This window comes from Streptomyces daqingensis (genome assembly GCF_014645895.1).
GTDB classification, from domain to species: Bacteria; Actinomycetota; Actinomycetes; order Streptomycetales; family Streptomycetaceae; genus Streptomyces; species Streptomyces daqingensis.
On the sequence record NZ_BMMP01000011.1, the window covers coordinates 253,905 to 271,472 of the forward strand.

A 17,568-nucleotide genomic window follows, 5' to 3' on the forward strand; every position below is an offset into this window, starting at 1 on the left:
AATCGGGCCGAAGCGCGGAAGCGGCCCCGGCACCGCCGGGGAACGTGCGACGCTGACGGCATGACGACGACACCGGACGGGCGTGAGATCCCTCCCGTGCACGCCGGCGAACGGGCCATGCTGGAGAGCTGGCTGGACTTCCACCGCGCCACGCTCGCCCTCAAGTGCGAGGGCCTGGACGACGCCCAGCTCCGTACGGCCTCCGTCGAGCCGTCGCCGATGACGCTGCTCGGCCTCGTGCAGCACATGGCGGAGGTCGAACGCAGCTGGTTCCAGCGGGTGTTCGCGGGGCAGGACGTCCCCAAGGTCCACGAAGCGTGCGGCGACGACGGGTTCACCCTCTCCCCCGGCCGGGGCATCGGGGAGGCGCTGGCCGACTGGCGCCAGGAGATCGAGCGGGGGCGGCAGTTGACCGCGGACGCCGCACTCGACGACTCGGGCGCCCTCCCGGACGAGGACGCCGCGTACATGGGCGAGAAGAGCGTCTCGCTGCGCTGGATCCTCCTGCACCTCATCGAGGAGTACGCCCGCCACAACGGCCACGCGGACCTGCTGCGCGAGCGCATCGACGGGGTCACAGGCGCCTGAGGCGGCTCCGGCTCTCCGGAATTCGAGGCAGGCGGCCGTCAGGGACGGGCCACGGCTACATGTGGTCGATCTCGGTGAGGTCGATGTCGACGTCGAACGGCACCGAGATCTTCAGCTGGTCGTGGTGGATACCCGTGACGGCGTAGACCATCGTCGTCTGGTCCAGCTCGTAGACGTACACCACCGGCCGCTCGCCGTCGCCCGACATCTCCACGCGCCAGAAGTGCGGGATGCCCGCCCGCGCGTACTTGTGCGGCTTGGTGTCGCGGTCCCGCTCCTCGGAGTCGGGCGAGACGACCTCGACGGCGAGGACGAGATCCGACGCCTGGTACCTGGTCTGGCGCCGGCTGGTGACGGCCTCGGCCCACACCACCGAGATGTCCGGCTCGGGTGCTGTCCGCGGGCTCAGCACCACCGTCATCTCACGCTTCACCCGCAGCTCGTCGGGAACCGTGCGGCGAAGCCCCTTCTCCAGCAAGTACATGGTCAGCGAATGGAAATCCCGCTGCGGGCTCACGAAAACCAGGCTCCCGTCGATCAGCTCGGTGTGCGGCGGGAGGCCGGGCAGGTTGAACAGGTCGTCCACGGTGTAGCCCTGCCGCGGCGGCACGGGCCACGACGAGCTGGCGGGCACGGGCTCGGCGGTCATGATTCCTCCCATGGACGGGATTCTTGAACCTGAGCCCACAGTAGCGGGCGGGGGCGGCCCTGCCGTCACTCAGACGTATGAGCAGCGGCGGTGCCGTTGACGCGAGGGGGCGGGGAGACTCGCCGCTCCGCGCCCCCTCGCGTCACTCCCACTCGATCGTGCCCGGCGGCTTGCTGGTGATGTCGAGGGCGACGCGGTTGACGCCGGAGACCTCGTTCGTGATGCGGGTCGAGATGCGGGCCAGCACGTCGTAGGGCAGCCGCGACCAGTCGGCCGTCATCGCGTCCTCGGAGGACACCGGGCGCAGCACCACCGGGTGCCCGTACGTGCGCCCGTCCCCCTGGACGCCCACGGAGCGCACGTCGCCGAGCAGCACCACCGGGCACTGCCAGATCTCGCGGTCCAGACCGGCCGCCGTCAGCTCCTCGCGGGCGATGACGTCGGCCTCGCGCAGCAGGTCGAGGCGCTCGCGCGTGACCTCGCCGATGATGCGGATGCCGAGCCCGGGGCCCGGGAAGGGCTGGCGCTGGACGATCTCCTCCGGCAGGCCCAGCTCCTGGCCCACCATGCGGACCTCGTCCTTGAAGAGCTGCCGCAGCGGCTCGACCAGCTCGAACTCCAGGTCCTCGGGAAGCCCGCCGACGTTGTGGTGGGACTTGATGTTCGCCGCGCCCGTACCGCCGCCGGACTCGACGACGTCGGGGTAGAGGGTGCCCTGCACCAGGAAGGCGACGTCCTCGCCGGCCGCTCCGGCCTCCGCCACGAGCTCGGCCTGCGCCTGCTCGAAGACGCGGATGAACTCGCGGCCGATGATCTTCCGCTTCTGCTCCGGGTCGGTCGCGCCGGCGAGCGCGGACAGGAAGCGCTCCGAGGCGTCGACGACCTTCAGCTGCACGCCCGTCGCCGCGACGAAGTCCTTCTCGACCTGCTCCGTCTCCCCCTTGCGCATCAGCCCGTGGTCCACGTACACGCAGGTCAGCTGCGTGCCGATGGCCTTGTGGACCAGGGCCGCGGCGACCGCGGAGTCCACACCGCCCGAGAGCCCGCAGATGGCGCGCTTGCTGCCGACCTGGCGGCGGATGGCCTCGACCTGCTCGTCGACGATGCTCTCGGTCGTCCAGGTCGGCGCCAGCCCGGCGCCCCGGTAGAGGAAGTGCTCCAGCACCTGCTGCCCGTGCGTCGTGTGCATGACCTCGGGGTGGTACTGGACGCCGTACAGCCGCCGCTCGTCGTTCTCGAACGCCGCCACGGGCACCATGTCCGTCGACGCGGTGACAGTGAAACCCGCCGGCGCCTCGGAGCAGGCGTCGCCGTGCGACATCCACACCTGCTGGCGGGACGGAGTGCCCTCGAAGAGCGTCGACCCCGGCTTGGAGACGTTCAGATCCGTGCGGCCGTACTCGCGGCTGCCGGTGTTCGCGACCGAACCGCCGAGGCTCTGCGCCATGAGCTGGAAGCCGTAGCACAGGCCGAGCACGGGGACGCCCGCCTCGAAGAGCGAACCGTCGAGGGAGGGTGCGTCCTCGGCGTACACGGACGAGGGGCCGCCCGAGAGGATGACCGCCTTCGGCTTCTTCGCGAGGATCTCCGCCACCGGCATCGTGCTGGGCACGACCTCGCTGTAGATGCGGGCCTCGCGCACGCGGCGCGCGATGAGCTGCGCGTACTGCGCCCCGAAGTCGACCACGAGGACGGTCTCTGTCCCTGCCCCCGCCGCGGTGTCGGGAGCGGTGACGCCTTCCGGGGACTCGCCTTCCGGCGGGAGGGACGCTGAAGCCACGTGGCGGCTGCCTTTCGGCCTTACGGCGGTGGAGCGGAGAGGTGCGCCGGACGGACGCGATCACACGCGCGTCGCAGGTCGCACCCGGGGTCGTGCGTCCGAGTCTAACGGGGCCGGATGCGGCACCCGACTGGCCTCCGGGAGGCCGCCGGGGCATACTGCCCGCATGTTCGAGCAGACCCCGCGCGACCAGTTCCGCTTCTGGTTCACCTTTGGCACCGGCCCGTCCGGCTGCCGCGGTGGAGCTGCTTGAGCAACCGACAAGCGACCTACCTGGCGCCCCGGGCCGATCAAGGCCCGGGGCGCCGGTCGTTTCCGCTCCCCGGTCCACGGGCCCGGGGCTCCCGGAGGGTACGACCCTGAGAACGGAGAGAGCCATGAGCAGCGGAACGACGACAGGAACCGACGGCGGGAACGGCCCGGCGGCGCACGCCGGCGGCAGCGCGGCCGGCGCCGGGGAGGCCGGCCCCGGCGCGGGCACGGACGTCACCGGCGCGCCAGCCGAGGACGGTGGACTGGCGGACGGCGCTTCCGGAGGCGGCCTGCGGCAGCGCATCGACGACCTGGACCGGCGGATCATCGCCCTCGTGCAGGAGCGCAGAGCCGTCTCCGCGGGCGCGCGGCGGACGCCGAGCGATGGGGGCGCGGCGCGCGGCACGGGCGCGGGGCCGGGCGGGGACGCCTCCACCGCACGCGAAGGCGCCGGCGGGCTCGCCCGGGAGATGGAGATCCTCAACCGCTACCGGAGCGAGCTCGGACGGCCCGGGACGCAGCTTGCGATGACCTTGCTGAGCCTGTCCCGCGGCTGACGCGGAAGCTGCCCGTACGGGCGCGGCTCAAGTCCCGTTCCGCGCAAGGGCTTTGGAAGCCGGCCGGGGCGGGGCCGCGGCCGCGTCGTGCCTGGTCCGCGCGCCCGCCGCGTGGTGGTGCGGTGGGCGCGGCATCCGCTCGCGCCGTGGCAAGGCGACGGCGCGGCGGTCACCCGTACGGTGCGTGACCCGGCCTGTGAAGGCTTCGTTGACCCCGGTGTCCCCGATGTCAGCCGGGCGCCAGGCGGATCGGGGCGGCGCCATCGCAGCGATGAGACGCCCGTTTCTCCCGTGAGGCGGAGGCGGAAGTGTCGTGGGACCTCGTTGCGGCGCGAGTGACCGGTCAGCAGGGGACAGCAGCCCGGTCACGCCCCCTCGCCGCGCAGGCGGGGAGTGGCGGCCGGTCCGGGGGACGCCTGGGACCGGCCGCTCCGCGGTCCCCGTCCCGCTCCCGTACCCGCTCCGGCCGAGGTCCGGCCGGGTCCGGCGTCCGGAGGAGTTCGGAAGATTTCCGGCCGACGGTAAAAGTTCCGGCCAGCCGGTACGGATCAAGTGACGGAGTGGCGCGAACTGCTTGCGCACCGCCCGGCACATCGACCACGATGCACGTGCGAACTCCCTTTGACCACACCGCCGTTGACGAGCACGGGCCGTAATGTGCCCTGCTCAGGACGGCAGCCGTGCGGCACTACCCCCCCGGTGCCGCTCCCTCAGCGCGGACGCTGCCCTGACGTCCGCGCTGACCGAAGGGCCCCGCGGTCGCCGCCCACCACCCACCCGGCCGGCACCACGGGGCCCTTTCGCACTCTTCCGCGCCGAGCCGCACCCGGCCGCCCCGCAGCAACAGCCGCGGTGCCGTACCCCCGGCACGTCACCGGGCGTACGGCACCGCGAGGCCGTCACCGCTTGGCCGTCACCTCTGCGCCGGCTCGGCCCCTGGCGCGCCGTCCGCCTTCACGGCGCGCTTCGGCACCTCCGGCACCGGCAGCACCGTCAGACGGAGCGCCGCGAACGCGCTGTCGGGCACGACCGGCTGGCGCGGCGGCACCGGTTCCAGACGCACGTACTCGCCGCCCGGGGCCGGACGCCCGTCCTCCTCGCCCTTGTTGGGCCACAGCGACATGGCACGCTCCGCCTGCGCGGTGATCGTCAGAGAGGGGTTCACTCCCAGGTTCGCCGAGACGGCGGAGCCGTCGACGACGGAGATGCCGGGATGCCCGTACAGCCGGTGGTAGGGGTCGATGACTCCGCTGCCGGCGTCGGCGCCGATCGGGCAGCCGCCGAGGAAGTGCGCCGTCAGCGGAGTGCCCATCACCTCACCGAGGTTGGCGCCGGGGAAGCCGTTGATCTCCTCCGCGAGCAGCCGTGCCGCTTCCGAACCCTCGGGTATGTGGGCCGGGTTGGGCGCGCCATGACCCTGACGTGCCGTCAGCAGGCCCTTGCCGAGGCCCTTCTGCTTGCGGAACGTCGTCAGGGAGTTGTCGTGGGTCTGCATGACGAGGGCGATGATGACCCGCTCGGACCACTTCCGCCCGGACAGGGAGCGCAGGAAGAGACTGGGGTGCCGCAGGCAGGTGAGCAGGTGGCCGAGCATCTTGGGCAGCTTGGTGTCGTGGTTGACCTGCAGCGTCGTCAGCGCGCTCATCGCGTTCGAGCCGCGCCCGTAGCGGACGGGCTCGATGTGCGTGTGCTCGTCCGGGTGGATGGACGAGGTGATGGCCACGCCGCGGGTGAAGTCGAGCTCCCGGCCGTCCTTCCACTTCTTCTTGTAACGGCGTCCGATGGTCTGCGCGCCCACCAGCGCCTCGGAGTTGGTCCGCGTCAGCTCGCCGAGCCGGTCCGACAGGTGCGGCAGCGTGCCCGCGTCGCGCATGCGGTGCAGGAGGGTCTGCGTCCCGTACGTACCGGCCGCGACGACCACCTTTCCCGCTCGCAATACCTCGGCGGGGCCCTTGCGCTTGTCGGTGGCGACGCAGGTGACCGCGAACCCCGCTCCGTCCGGAAGCTCCTCGACCTCGCGGACGGTGGTCATCGGGTGCACGACGGCACCCGCCTTCTCAGCCAGGTAGAGGTAGTTCTCGTTCAGGGTGTTCTTCGCGCCGCGGCGGCAGCCCGTCATGCACTCCCCGCACTCCTCGCACGCCTTCCGCGAGGGGCCGACGCCGCCGAAGTAGGGGTCGGCCACCTCCTCCCCGGGCTTGGCGGTGGTCTTGCCGTCGGCGTCCTCACCGTCCCCGAAGAAGACCCCGACAGGCGCCATGTGGAAGCTGTCGCCGACCCCCATGCGCTCCGCGGTCCGCTTCAGATGCTCGTCGGACGGGGTCATCGTCGGGTTGAGGCGGACGCCGAGCATCCGCTTCGCCTGCTCGTAGAAGGGGCGCAACTCCTCCTGCCAGTCCGTGATGTGGCCCCACTGCTGGTCCTTGAAGAAGGCCGGCGGAGGCACGTACAGCGTGTTGGCGTAGTTGAGCGAACCTCCGCCGACACCCGCTCCCGCGAGGATCATGACGTTGCTCAGCACGTGGATGCGCTGGATGCCGTAGAGGCCCAGCGCCGGCGCCCAGATGTAGTTCTTGGTGTCCCACGAGTTCTTCGGCAGCGTCTCGGGCGTGAAGCGGCGGCCGGCCTCCAGCACGCCTACGCGGTAACCCTTCTCCGTGAGGCGGAGAGCTGACACGGAACCGCCGAAGCCGGAACCGATGACAATCACGTCGTAGTCGTGCGAATCGCCCTTGTCCCGGGCGGAGTTCTCCTCGGACACGGTGTGCCTCCGGTGCGAGTGGTGCGGCTCGGTGGGTGGGTCTGGCGGTGGTTCGGGGACGTACGGCGTGCTGCCAAGGGCGGGGCGGTGCCGGCCGCGGCGCCGCTCCGGGAGCCGTCAGCGGAAGCGGAACGCCTTGAGGGCCTTGAGCGAGACGCTCATGAACGCCGCGTACTTCTCGTCGTCCATGCCGAACGAGGGCGCCATCGGCATCAGCCGCTGGTGGGCGACGGTCTGCGGATGGGTGAACTTGAGGATGCCCTCCGCGCCGTGCCGTCTGCCGATGCCCGACTCGCCGATGCCGCCCATCGGGGCCTGCACGCTGCCGTACGCGGCGGCGTACCCCTCGTTGACGTTGACGGTGCCCGCGCGCAGCCGCCCCGCGACCTCCCGTGCGGTGCGCCCGTTGCCGCCCCACACGCTCGCGTTCAAGCCGTACGCGGTCGAGTTGACGAGTCCGACGGCCTCGTCCACGTCCGAGTAGCGGTACACGGAGACGACGGGCCCGAAGGTCTCCTCGGAGCACACGGCCATCGGCGCCTCGACACCGTCGAGGATCGTCGGCTCGAAGAACAGCGGGCCGACGTCCGGCCTGGCGCGCCCGCCGGCGAGCACCTTGGCGCCCTTCGCGACGGCCTCCTCGACGTGCCGGGTGACGTTCGCCAGCTGCTTCTGCGAGACGAGTGAGCCCATGTCCGCGCCGAAGGCGAGGGACGATCCGAGCTTCATCCGCTTGGTGCGGGCGACGAAGCGCTCCAGGAAGGCGTCCGCCACCGACTCCTGCACGTACAGCCGCTCGATCGAGATGCACAGCTGCCCGGCGGACGAGAAGCAGGCCCGCACCGCTCCGTCCGCGGCCTTGTCCAGGTCGGCGTCCGGCAGCACGATCATGCCGTTCTTGCCGCCGAGCTCCAGCGAGCAGCCCACCAGCCGGGCGGCGGCGAGCTGCGCGACGCTGCGGCCCGTCTGCGTCGAACCCGTGAACGAGACGTAGTCGCCGCCCTCGACGACCGCGGGCCCCACCACGGGACCGTCCCCGATGACGATCTGCCAGACCTCCTCGGGCAGCCCGGCTTCGATCAGGAGCCGCCGGGCCCACATCGCGCTCAGCGCCGTCTCCGTGTCCGGCTTCATCACGACGGCGTTGCCGGACACGAATGCCGGAAGGGCGTCCCCGACGGACAGTTCGAGGGGGTAGTTCCAGGGGGCGATCTGCCCGACGACGCCGCGGGGGTGGCGCAGTTCGGTCACCTTGGTCAGCACCGGGATCGCCCCCGTGTGCCGCTTCGGCCGCAGGTACGCCGGGGCCTTCCGCCCGTAGTGGCGGGCGGCGACGGACACCGCCAGCACCTCCTCGTGCGCGTGGAGGCGGGTCTTGCCCGTCTGCAACTGGATCAGGTCCAGCACCTCGTTCTGCCGCGCCAGGAGGAGGTCGTGGAAGCGGAGCAGGACGGCGGCGCGCTGCCTCACGGGCGTCGCCGCCCAGGCGCGCTGGGCCTCACGGGCACGGCCGAACGCGGCAGTCACGTCCTCGGGGGTGGCCTCGGGCAGTTCGGCGAGGCGCTCCCCCGTGAAGGGCGAGTGGGTGGGCGTGCTGCCGCTCCCCCTCACTCCCTTCGTGAGGCGGGCGACGAGGTCAGGGGTGACCACCTCGGCAGCGGTGCGCACTCCCGCGGGTGCTGCTGCGACGGGATTGCCCGCACCGCTCCCCTCGGCGGCGCCGGTGCCCTGCTTCTCTCGCGTGTCCTGCGTGTCCGTCATGCGCCAGAGACTACGACCGCCGCAACGCGCTGCATACCCGACGGTAACCACTTTCACCGAATCTGCCAGTGAACGCTGGCACGACGGCCGTTGAGCGGGATGCGGCCGGTTCGCGCGGGCTCGCGCCCGGGCTGTACGGGCTCCTGTCCGGGCTGTGGCGGGCACTCGCGGCCCCCAGGGTCCGCCGATCGGTATGCGCTCTAGCGTCCCGTCGACCGGTAGGTGTCGGCGACGGCCTCGAAGTGACGGTCGATCTCCGCCTTGTTGGTCTTCGAGCCCATCACGAGCAGCAGGTGGTAGCGCCCGTCGAGGATCATCGCCCGGTTGCGGGCGTACACGTCGCGCCCGCCGTCGCGCCAGCTGAACGTGCCCTCGGCCATCGCCGTGGCACCGACGTCGATGCGGCGCAGACCGGACGTCGAGGCCCACTCCGACGCGCGGTACGCCGCCAGCTCCGGCTCGTCGTCGCTCTGGTAGGCCATCGGGTCGCCGCCGTACTTCTTCGTACTGTCCCGGCCGTTGACGACGACCATCTCGACCGCGCCGCCGTTGTACCGGACCTGGCCGCGGCCGGTCGTGGACCGGCGGTCCCACTCGCGGGGCACCGCGATCTGGAAGCCCGCGGGATCGCGGCTCAGCTTGTATCCCTCGGGGACCTTGCCGGCGGGCCCCGGGTTCTGCGGCTTGTCGGCGCCGCCCTTGCCGCCGCCGCTGCCGCCGCCGTCGCCCTTGCCGGAGTCCTCCTGACCGGAGCCGCCGCCCGAGCCGCCGCCGTCCGGCTCCGCGGAGCGGCTGTCGCCGCCCACCGAGCCGCGCTGCTGGTTCGAGGCGCCGGCGCCGCCCTCGGGCATGAACCACATCGCGTACAGCACGGCGCCCGTCATGCCCAGTAAGACCAGCCCCAGGAGCAGGCGCCCCAGCTTGAGCGGACTGCCGCCGGACCGGCCGCTCTTCCTCTCCCGCACGCGGCGGGGCCGCTCCCGGACGGGCGGCGCCGCGGCAGCCGGAGGCGGCACGTCGTACGCGGCCCCCCGAGGCGCGGCGTACGACGCCGCGGGCGGCGGCGCCTCGGGCACCGAGTGGGACGGAGCCACGGGAGGGGCGGGACGCTCGGGTCTCGTGTGCTTCGGCCTGCTCCGCTTCTGCCGCTTCCGCTCCGCCGCCGCGGCACGCCTCTCCGCCCGCCTCCTGCGGACGAGTTCGCCGCGCCTGCGCAGGATCGGCAACCGGCGCGGATCGGACGGGCCGCCCGACTCCAGGGACGGTGCGTAGACGGTGTGCCATCCGGCGTCGGGCTCCGGTGCCGACCGCACCAGGGAACGCAGCCAGCCCCGCAGCTCCTCGAAGTCCGGCCGCTCCGTAGGGTCCTGGCGCATCAGCGACTCGACGACGGGACGCAGCGGCCCGCAGTCCTCCGCGAAGGCAGGCGGCTCGGCGCAGACCATCTGCACCAGCTCGGCGACGTCGTCCTCCGGGTAAGGGGCGTGGCCCTGCACCGCGCGGAAGAGGAGCACGCCCAGCGCCCACAGGTCCGCGGAGGGGCCGACGGGCGGCGCCAGCCGCCAGTTGGCGTGCACAGGCCCGGCCTGCTCGGGGGCCCAGCGCTCGCTGACCGCACCCACGATCGTCATACGGGCGTGCCGCGCCCGCTCGGCCGCCAGCGCGGTGGTGGGGCCGCGGTAGTGCTCAGGGTCGCCGTCCGCCTCGGGGTCTCCCCAGGAGAGGTTCTCCTCGTCCGGCTCGACGGGGTACGCGTCGTCCTCCTGCTCGTACGGGACGAGGTCACCGCTGAACTCGTCCGCGTCACCGGCGTATGGGGACTCCGCATGCTCGGAAGCGGCGTACTCGGAAGCGGCGTACTCGGCAGCGGTGTACTCGGAAGCGGGGCTCGCCGCGGACGGGGGTTCGTCCTGCTCCTGCCCGGGGTGGGCGCGGGGGCTGTCCGACCGCCAGGAGGCCCTGACGGGAAGGCTGTTGGGGGGACGCGAGCCGGGCAGATCACTCGGGCTGACCTCGTCCTCCCCCGAGGGCAGCCAGCGCACGCAGTCGTCCGGTGCGGGATGCGAGCCGTACGGGCTGCCTGTCCGGCCGGCGCCGTCCGTGCCGTGTACGTGCTCCCCGTGGCGATCCCCCTCCGCGCCGGTCGCCCGGGCGGCGACGCCGCGCCGGGTGCCCGCCTGGTAGGCGGCTATCGCGTCACTGCGCGGCCCCCTCGTCCCGCGGTGGTGCCGGCCTGGCCCGGTGCGGCCCGGCTCAGCACTGCCCGGCACAGCACTGTCCGGCGCACTGCGGTCCGGCTGTCCGGCAACCGGGTCCGGAAGGCCGGTTCCCGGTCCCTCCAGGCCGAATATGCCGCGCGGGCCCCGGTCCTCGCCGGAGCGGTGCGTCGGTTCTCCGGCGGGCTGCGGCGTGACGGGATACCCGGCGGATCTCCCGCCGTCCTCGTCCTCCTGCCTCGCGTCGAAACCCTCCGGCAGCGCGGTGTCCGTCCACATCCCGCGGTAGGGGCCGGGCGCACTCCCCGTGCCCCCGGGCTCGCCGCCGGTTCCGTCCGTGCCTCGCAGGGAGGGGTCGCCGGGGATGGCGCCGGTGGGCGGGAGCGGTGCCGGGCCCGCGTCGGGAAGGGGGTTGTAGCCGCAGAGGGCCTCCTCCGCCGCGGCCACGGCGAGGCCCGTGAGCAGAGCGCGCCCGTCGTCGCAGATCAGGACCGTGCGCGCCGTGACGTTGCGGTGCGTCCAGCCGTGCGCGTGCACGGTGCGCAACGCGGTGAGCACGTCCGCGGCGATCTCGGCCGCGCGATGGGCCGTGAGGGTCTGGTCCCGCAGCAGCGCAGCCAGTGGCGTCGCGGGCAGCAGCTCGCTGACGATCCACAGGCCGTCGCCCTCGACGAACACGTCGAAGACCTGGTCGAGCCGCGGATGGTCAGGGATGCGCGCGGCCGCTACGGCCGCCTCGACGGCCCTGCGCACCGCCGGGTCCGCCGGCCTGCGCGTGGCGCGCCCCACGGAACCGCGAAAGCGTCCCTCGCCGGCGGCGCCGCCCGGAGCGCCGTCGCCGACGAACTCCGCGTCCACGACCTCCGGCAACGGGATCTGACGCACCAGCACTTCCTGCCCGCTGGCTGTGTCGTACGCGACCGATTCGGCCAAGTAGTAGGCGTCGGCCGGTGGTTGCGGCAAGCGGTAGCGGTCGGCGAGCAGCCGTCCCGCCTTGCCGGCGTAGTCCTCCACGACACCTCCCCACAACGCGCGAGACCGTCGATTCCCCACTGCATCCGCATCTTTGCGGACGGACACCGGTCTGCGGCCATTCACGATACGTGCCCGCACTGTCAGGCGCGGCCGCTCCGCGAACCTGCCGCTGCCCTCGGCGCCCGCGTCAGGCCGGGCGCGACAGCTCCCCCGGTTCCTGTTGCCCGGAGCGGCCTCTCTCCCAACGTCCCCCGAAACGCTGCGGGGGAACCGCTCTCAGTCGAGCGGCTTGAAGGTCTCGAACGCCGTCTCACGCAGGGTCCGGCACTCCTCGTCGTCCCACTTGTCGGCCCTGCAAGTGATCATTATCGCGAAGCCGTGTGAACTGTCGGCCTTGAAACCGCGGTTGAGGACCCGCACCCTCTTGCCGTCCTCATCGCGTTCGAACTGCCAGTCCGCGACGCTCGGATAGTCCCGCCAGTCCACCTTCTTTATGCCCCTGAGCTTGTAGCCGCTGCTGTTGCTCACGGCGGGCTCGAGGGCGCGCCACGTCGCGGCGGCGTCCGACTTGGGGCTGCCGCTGAAGTCGACCTGGAGCTTCGGCAGGCCTCCACCGGAGTACTTGGCCCCGGAGTTGGTACCGGCGATGCCGACGCGTTCGAAGTCCTTCGGCATGGCGATGCTGAAGTGGAAGCGCTTGTTGGTGACCTGCTCGTAGTCGTCCGGAAGCGAACCGCCCTCGTCTCCGGGCTCCTCGTCGTCGCCCCCCTCACCGGAGGACTCCTCGGGGGCGGGGGACGGCGCGGACTCCTCGCCGCCCTCGTCCTTCCCGTCCTTCTTGTCGCCGGTGCCCTTCTCGCCCTTGGCGCCCTCTCCGGAGCCGCCCGAAGCGGCGGCGTCCTTACCGGACTTGCCACCCTCGCCGCCGTCCCCCGCGTTGACGAAGAGGACGGCCACGAGCGCCAGCACTGCGGCGACGGCCGCGGCAGCGATGCCCCACGTCCGGCGCGGATACCTGTTCGCGAGCGCCGCGAAGGTGGTCGTGCCGCCGCTGGGCGGCGCGGCTCCCGCACCCGAGGCGGCGGGAGCGGCCTTCGCACCCCCGGTGGCCTCTCCGCCGGCCGAGTCGGACTCGCCGACTCCGGCGGAGGGGGACGCCGACGGCTCCCCGGACGCGGTCCCGGCCCCCGCTGCCGCACCAGCCGCACCGGCGGCGGCACCCGCGACGGCGGGCGACTTCGCACCCCTGCGCTTGTCGGAGTTCTTCCTGCCGGCGCCCTTCGCGTCGCGGCCCGCCCTTGGAGCGTCCGTTCCGCTCTCCTTGCCGCCGCCCGGCTCGCCGCCCTCGGGCTTCGACGTCTCGTCGGCCTCGCCGTCCTTGCCCGCACCGTCCGGCGCCGCAGGAAGGACGGCCGTCGAACCGCCGCCGCTCCGGTCCGCTGCCGCGGACGCCGCTCCGCTTCCCGCCGCGACGGGCTGCAGCAGATCGCGGGCGCCCGCGACGTCGAGCCGCTTCTCCGGGTCCTTCGTGAGCAGCCCGAAGATCACTTCTTCCAGTTCCCCGGCCTGCTTCGGCGGCGGCACGGGCTCCGTCATCACCGCCGTCAGAGTCGATATCGCCGACCCCTTGTCATACGGAGGACGGCCCTCGACCGCCGCGTAGAGCAGCGCCCCCAGCGACCACAGGTCGGCGGGCGGACCGGGAGGCTTGCCGCGCGCCCGCTCGGGCGAGATGTAGGACGGAGCACCCACCAGCATTCCCGTGGACGTGACGGACGGGTCGCCCTCCACCTTGGCGATGCCGAAGTCGGTCAGCACGACGCGGTCCGTGACGTCCTCCAGCAGGACGTTCGAAGGCTTCACATCGCGGTGCAGGACGCCTTCGCGGTGGGCGGCGCGCAGCACGTCGAGCACCGCCAGACCGACCTCGGCCGCCCGCTGCGGGGTCAGCGGGCCGTCCCTGCGGATGTGGTCGGCGAGCGAGCTGCCCTCGATCAGCTCCATGACGATCCAGGGCCGGTCGTCCTCGTCCACGACGTCGAAGACGGTCACGGCGCTGCCGCTGCGGATCCGGGCGATCGCCTTGGCCTCGCGGAGGGTGCGGGTGATCAGCCGCTGCTTCTCGTCCTCCTCGACGCTGGAGGGGAAACGCAGCTCCTTCACCGCCACGGAACGGCCGAGGATCTCGTCCTCGCCGCGCCATACGGTGCCCATACCGCCGCGCCCGAGGACATCCCCGAGCCGATAGCGCCCTCCTACCAGCCGCCCCGCGTCCTCGCTCATGAATCCCCTCAAGTCCCTCAGCGACGGGCCCGCCCCAAGTCCCGCTCCATTGTGAACCATCAGGCCGGTACCCCGAATGCGGGGGCGCGCACGTACAGGGCGCTTGACGGTCCGTCACAAGCACCCCTGTTCACACCCTCCGCACCCGGCACACACCGGCCGCGCACCCGCAGTACGCGGTGCCGTCACAGGAGCACGACGGAGAGACGTACCGGTTGACCGGTTTTTGTACGAACAGCAGCCCTTTGTGGATCGCCCTACAACCCGCTGTTACGGTCACTCGGCGAACAAACAGCCAAGGGGGAGGCTTACATGACCGAGTTCCGTATCGATGACCCGGGAAAGCTCGACAGGGCCGGGCAGGCGGAGAAGCAGATGGCGACGCGCGTCTCGGAACAGGGCCGTACGGGGGCAGCCGACGTGCGGGCAGGCGCGAAGGCGATGAGCGGGGGGGCAGTGGGCGGGGCAGCTGGGGGCTGCACTGGACGAGGGCGAAGCCGAGTGGGGACGCAAACTGAACCACCTGCGCAAGGCCCTCGACACCACGGGATCCAACCTGATGCAGACGGCGAAGAACTTCCGCGAAGCCGAGGGTGACAACTCGCGCCGCCTCAGAGTGCAGCAAGAGCAGACGGACGCCACCTGGGAAGCCAAGAAACAGGTCACCGTCCTGCCTGACTTCGGCTGAGCAGATCCGACCGGCCGACCGGCTCTGACCATCTGACCAGAAGCACCGCGGGGGGAACCATCATGGTCACGTACGAGAACCTCTACCACCTCAATCTCAAGCCGCTCGAATCGGCCGCTGAGGCTTGGCAGTTGCGTCACAAGCGCCTTTCGGAGGCAGCGGAGGACTTCGACCGGGACGTCGTCAAAGCCGTCGACAAGGCGGGCTGGGAGGAGAGCTCCCAGACCGAGGAGACGGCCAAGTCCCGTCTCTCCCACGAGCATCAGGAACTGGAGCAGGCCGGGAAGGTCGCCAAAGCGGTCCAGGACAATCTCGAATCAGCCGCCCGCCGGCTCAAGACCAAGAAGCGGGCGTTGGTGGATCTCGTGGAGACGGAGATCCCCAAGAAGTTCCGCGTCACCGACCAGGGGCAGGTCGTACCGGGCGACTCCTTCGCAGCGGACCCGAAACCCGGGGTCACCGCACCGGGATATCCACGGCAGGAGGACGCGCAGGAAGCGGACCAGTGGCAGCGGCGCATCAACAAGCTGCTGGAGGAAGCGGCGACGATCGACGAGAACGCTGCGGCGCGCCTGCGCCAGAACTTCCAGGACGACGATGACGGCTCCCAGTTCCGCAACGACGCATTCGCCGGCGGCAAGGCCGACGCGAGCGCGGACGCCGGCAGGGCCGCCCGGCTCGCCCGCAAGGGCGACGACATGAGCCTCGCGGAGATCAAGCAACTCGACGGGCTCATGAAGGAGCACGGCAAAGACCCCGCTTTCGCGAGCAAGTTCGCCACCTCCATGGGCGGCAAGGGGACCCTCGACTTCTGGTACGGCCTCAGGCCCGGAATCATCAGCAAGGACAACCCCCGCCACAAAGCCATCGAGGCGATGCGCGGGAGCCTCAGCCGGACCCTCGGCACTGCCTCCGGCTCCGGAGCTCCGGGCATGGAGCAGTGGAAGCGCGACGTCATCGCCGCTGGGGACGAACGCCAGGGGAAGGGCGACAGAAACGAGCCGTACGGGTTCCAAGTCATGTCCGACCTGATGCAGGAAGGTGAATGGGACGGCGAGTTCCTCGGTGACTACGGCAGGGAACTCCTCACCTTCGAACGTGAAGCGGTCGAGGACGGCACGTCGCCGAAGTGGCTGTGGCAGGGCCCCGACGCGATGGCAAACGATCCCTACCCGCCGGAACGGTCCTGGGGCAACGACCCCGTCACTGGGCTCCTCAAGGGCGTCTCCAACAACCCCGACGCCGCCACCGACCTGTTCAACGACAAGTCGCTCTTCAAGGACACCAGCGCCTACGCCGACCAAGGCCTCGTCAACATGCCCTTCATCGCCGACGAAAAGGAAAGCTACTCCACTGCCGAGTACCTCCTGCATCATCGCGAGTACTTCGACACCGAAGGGAACGGCAAGAACCCCTCCTTGGACGCGCTCGGCGACGCGATGTTCGCAGCGAGCTCCGGACGTCCCCCCGGAGACACCACTTCCCCGTACCTGCCCCCGACGCCGGACCAGGTGGCAGCCACCAACAACAGCCTTCACGGACTGGCCGAGAACGACAAGTTCCCGCCGGAACTCCGCGACGACGCGGCGAAGATGGTGGCACACCAGGGACGGAACACCTACGACTCGATGGCGCTCCCAAGGACCATGGACGCGCCTTTGGACCGCGCCGATCTCGCAAAGGTGACCACGGAGATCGCCCACGACGGCGCTGCCTACGGAACCCTCGAGAAGCACCTCAACGAAGTCGCCATCAACGACATCGAAACCGAGAATAAGTACCCCGGAAACAGCCTCGACCGAGCTGGCCGAGTCAACGGCTTTCTCGAGTACACGGCCAACTCGGCCCTCAGCGACGACGAGGAAGAGAAGATCGACAAGGGCGAGTGGAGCGCGAGCGCGGCCGGTTCAGTGGCATCTACCGGCCTTGGCTATATCCCCGTCGTCGGCGACGCACTCAGCGGAACCAGCGAACTCGTCATCGAAGGCGCAAAGACGGATCACGAAGACAAGGTAGAGGAGACTGCGGAGGGGAAGCGGCAGGAAGTCTACGAAGGCCGCACCGGAAAAATGGCGGCCCTCGTCGAGAAGTGGGAGGACGAGAACGGAAACTGGGCTGCGGAGCAACCTTCTGGATACAGCACCCAGGAACTACATTCCCGCATCAGCAAAGAGGCAGCAAATGGCAGGGAAGAGGCCAAATTTGCGGAGGGAAAATAATGATAGCAAAGAAGTCCAAAAACGTTCTTTTCTGTCTTCTTCTCGCTCTGATGTCAGGATGTGCGGCCGATAAATCCAAACCTCCACGCGAAATCTGCGACGTTGAGATCCCGGCGTCTGCCGTCACCCCGCTCCTCCCGCGAGAAGGGGGGAAGGTCACCACAGAAAGATTCAAGTCCATCGTCGCGCCGAACGCCTGCTCAGTCTACGTCGAAGACAAGTTCTACTTTTCAGTCCTGCATGATCCAGAGAGGCCAAACTTCAGTTTTCCACCCAACAACTACTCACGTGCACAGCCGAGCACCTTCAAGGGGAAGCTTGGCTTGGACTCTCTAGATGCTATGGCTACCGCGAATTGCTCAGGAGGAAAACCTCCTGTCTTTGCAAAGATCATCCTCTCACTCGATGAGTCCGAAGGCCTCTATTCCAACAGCCGTGACGACTTGGAGAAGTTCATGAACGCCTACATGCCGGCCCTGCAGAAGCACTACGACTGCAAGGGCTGAGCGGCGGACGTCCAGCTCCCTAGCAGGGGCCGGGGTCCGCACATTCCCCGCAGGGAACCTCCCACCTGGGGGCAGAGCCCACCGGCGTAGACGCGTGAGTCACCAGTGGCCGCCAAGGGGACTGGCAGGGAGCCCTCGCCAGCGCCGACACGTGAAACGCGAGTGTTCACAGTTCGTTGATCACTTGCTGGGCCAGCTCGAGCGCCAAATTCGGGTGCTGCCTACGCAGCCGGAGCAGTGCTCGCAACTCTCCGAGCTTAGAGCTCGTCTCATTTGGCGAGTCTGCGGTAGCAGATGAGGGTGCAGGCGATGCTGGTGAAGGCGAGGAAGTGC

At 70.6% G+C, this 17,568-nt stretch carries 10 protein-coding genes and 1 pseudogene; 5 read left to right on the forward strand and 6 right to left on the reverse strand.

What is annotated here, in order from left to right; genetic code table 11:
* Window positions 1-60 precede the first annotated feature (60 nt).
* Window positions 61-588: a DinB family protein gene (locus IEY56_RS18215; protein ID WP_189038261.1), complete on the forward strand. Its 528-nt coding sequence runs from the start codon at window positions 61-63 to the stop codon at window positions 586-588.
* Window positions 589-643: 55 nt separating this feature from the next.
* Here the strand turns inward: IEY56_RS18215 and IEY56_RS18220 are convergent, their stop codons facing one another.
* Together IEY56_RS18220 and guaA are read right to left on the reverse strand one after the other, a co-directional pair.
* A complete protein-coding gene (locus IEY56_RS18220) occupies window positions 644-1,237 on the reverse strand; it encodes a Uma2 family endonuclease (protein WP_189038262.1) in 594 nt (197 codons plus the stop codon).
* Between the two features lie 142 nt (window positions 1,238-1,379).
* On the reverse strand, window positions 1,380-2,924 hold the full coding sequence (gene guaA, locus IEY56_RS18225; RefSeq protein ID WP_229711999.1) for a glutamine-hydrolyzing GMP synthase: 1,545 nt from the start codon (window positions 2,922-2,924) through the stop codon (window positions 1,380-1,382).
* Window positions 2,925-3,394: 470 nt separating this feature from the next.
* Between guaA and IEY56_RS18230 the strand changes: the two genes are divergently transcribed.
* Window positions 3,395-3,826 (forward strand): chorismate mutase family protein, encoded by a 432-nt coding sequence (locus tag IEY56_RS18230; protein WP_229711985.1) that lies wholly within the window; start codon window positions 3,395-3,397, stop codon window positions 3,824-3,826.
* A 913-nt stretch (window positions 3,827-4,739) separates the two neighbouring features.
* Here the strand turns inward: IEY56_RS18230 and IEY56_RS18235 are convergent.
* The 4 genes from IEY56_RS18235 to IEY56_RS18250 form a co-directional block, all read right to left on the reverse strand.
* Window positions 4,740-6,587 (reverse strand): GMC oxidoreductase, encoded by a 1,848-nt coding sequence (locus IEY56_RS18235; RefSeq protein ID WP_189038264.1) that lies wholly within the window; start codon window positions 6,585-6,587, stop codon window positions 4,740-4,742.
* A gap of 117 nt (window positions 6,588-6,704) precedes the next feature.
* On the reverse strand, window positions 6,705-8,348 hold the full coding sequence (locus tag IEY56_RS18240; protein WP_189038265.1) for a succinic semialdehyde dehydrogenase: 1,644 nt from the start codon (window positions 8,346-8,348) through the stop codon (window positions 6,705-6,707).
* Window positions 8,349-8,548: 200 nt separating this feature from the next.
* Window positions 8,549-11,578, reverse strand: coding sequence for a serine/threonine kinase C-terminal domain-containing protein (locus IEY56_RS18245; RefSeq protein WP_189038266.1), 3,030 nt, complete (start codon window positions 11,576-11,578; stop codon window positions 8,549-8,551).
* 237 nt (window positions 11,579-11,815) lie between these two features.
* Complete coding sequence (locus IEY56_RS18250; RefSeq protein ID WP_189038267.1) at window positions 11,816-13,822, reverse strand: serine/threonine-protein kinase; 2,007 nt, start codon at window positions 13,820-13,822, stop codon at window positions 11,816-11,818.
* 460 nt (window positions 13,823-14,282) lie between these two features.
* Between IEY56_RS18250 and IEY56_RS28870 the strand changes: the two are divergent.
* The 3 genes and pseudogenes from IEY56_RS28870 to IEY56_RS18265 all read left to right on the forward strand — a co-directional run.
* Window positions 14,283-14,510, forward strand: a pseudogene (locus IEY56_RS28870) (hypothetical protein); the annotation flags it as partial.
* A 62-nt stretch (window positions 14,511-14,572) separates the two neighbouring features.
* Entirely contained in the window at window positions 14,573-16,729 is a 2,157-nt protein-coding gene (locus tag IEY56_RS18260; protein ID WP_189038268.1) for a hypothetical protein, read from the forward strand.
* Entirely contained in the window at window positions 16,729-17,235 is a 507-nt protein-coding gene (locus tag IEY56_RS18265) for a hypothetical protein (protein ID WP_189038269.1), read from the forward strand. The genes IEY56_RS18260 and IEY56_RS18265 overlap by 1 nt, the downstream gene beginning before the upstream one ends.
* Window positions 17,236-17,568 lie beyond the last annotated feature (333 nt).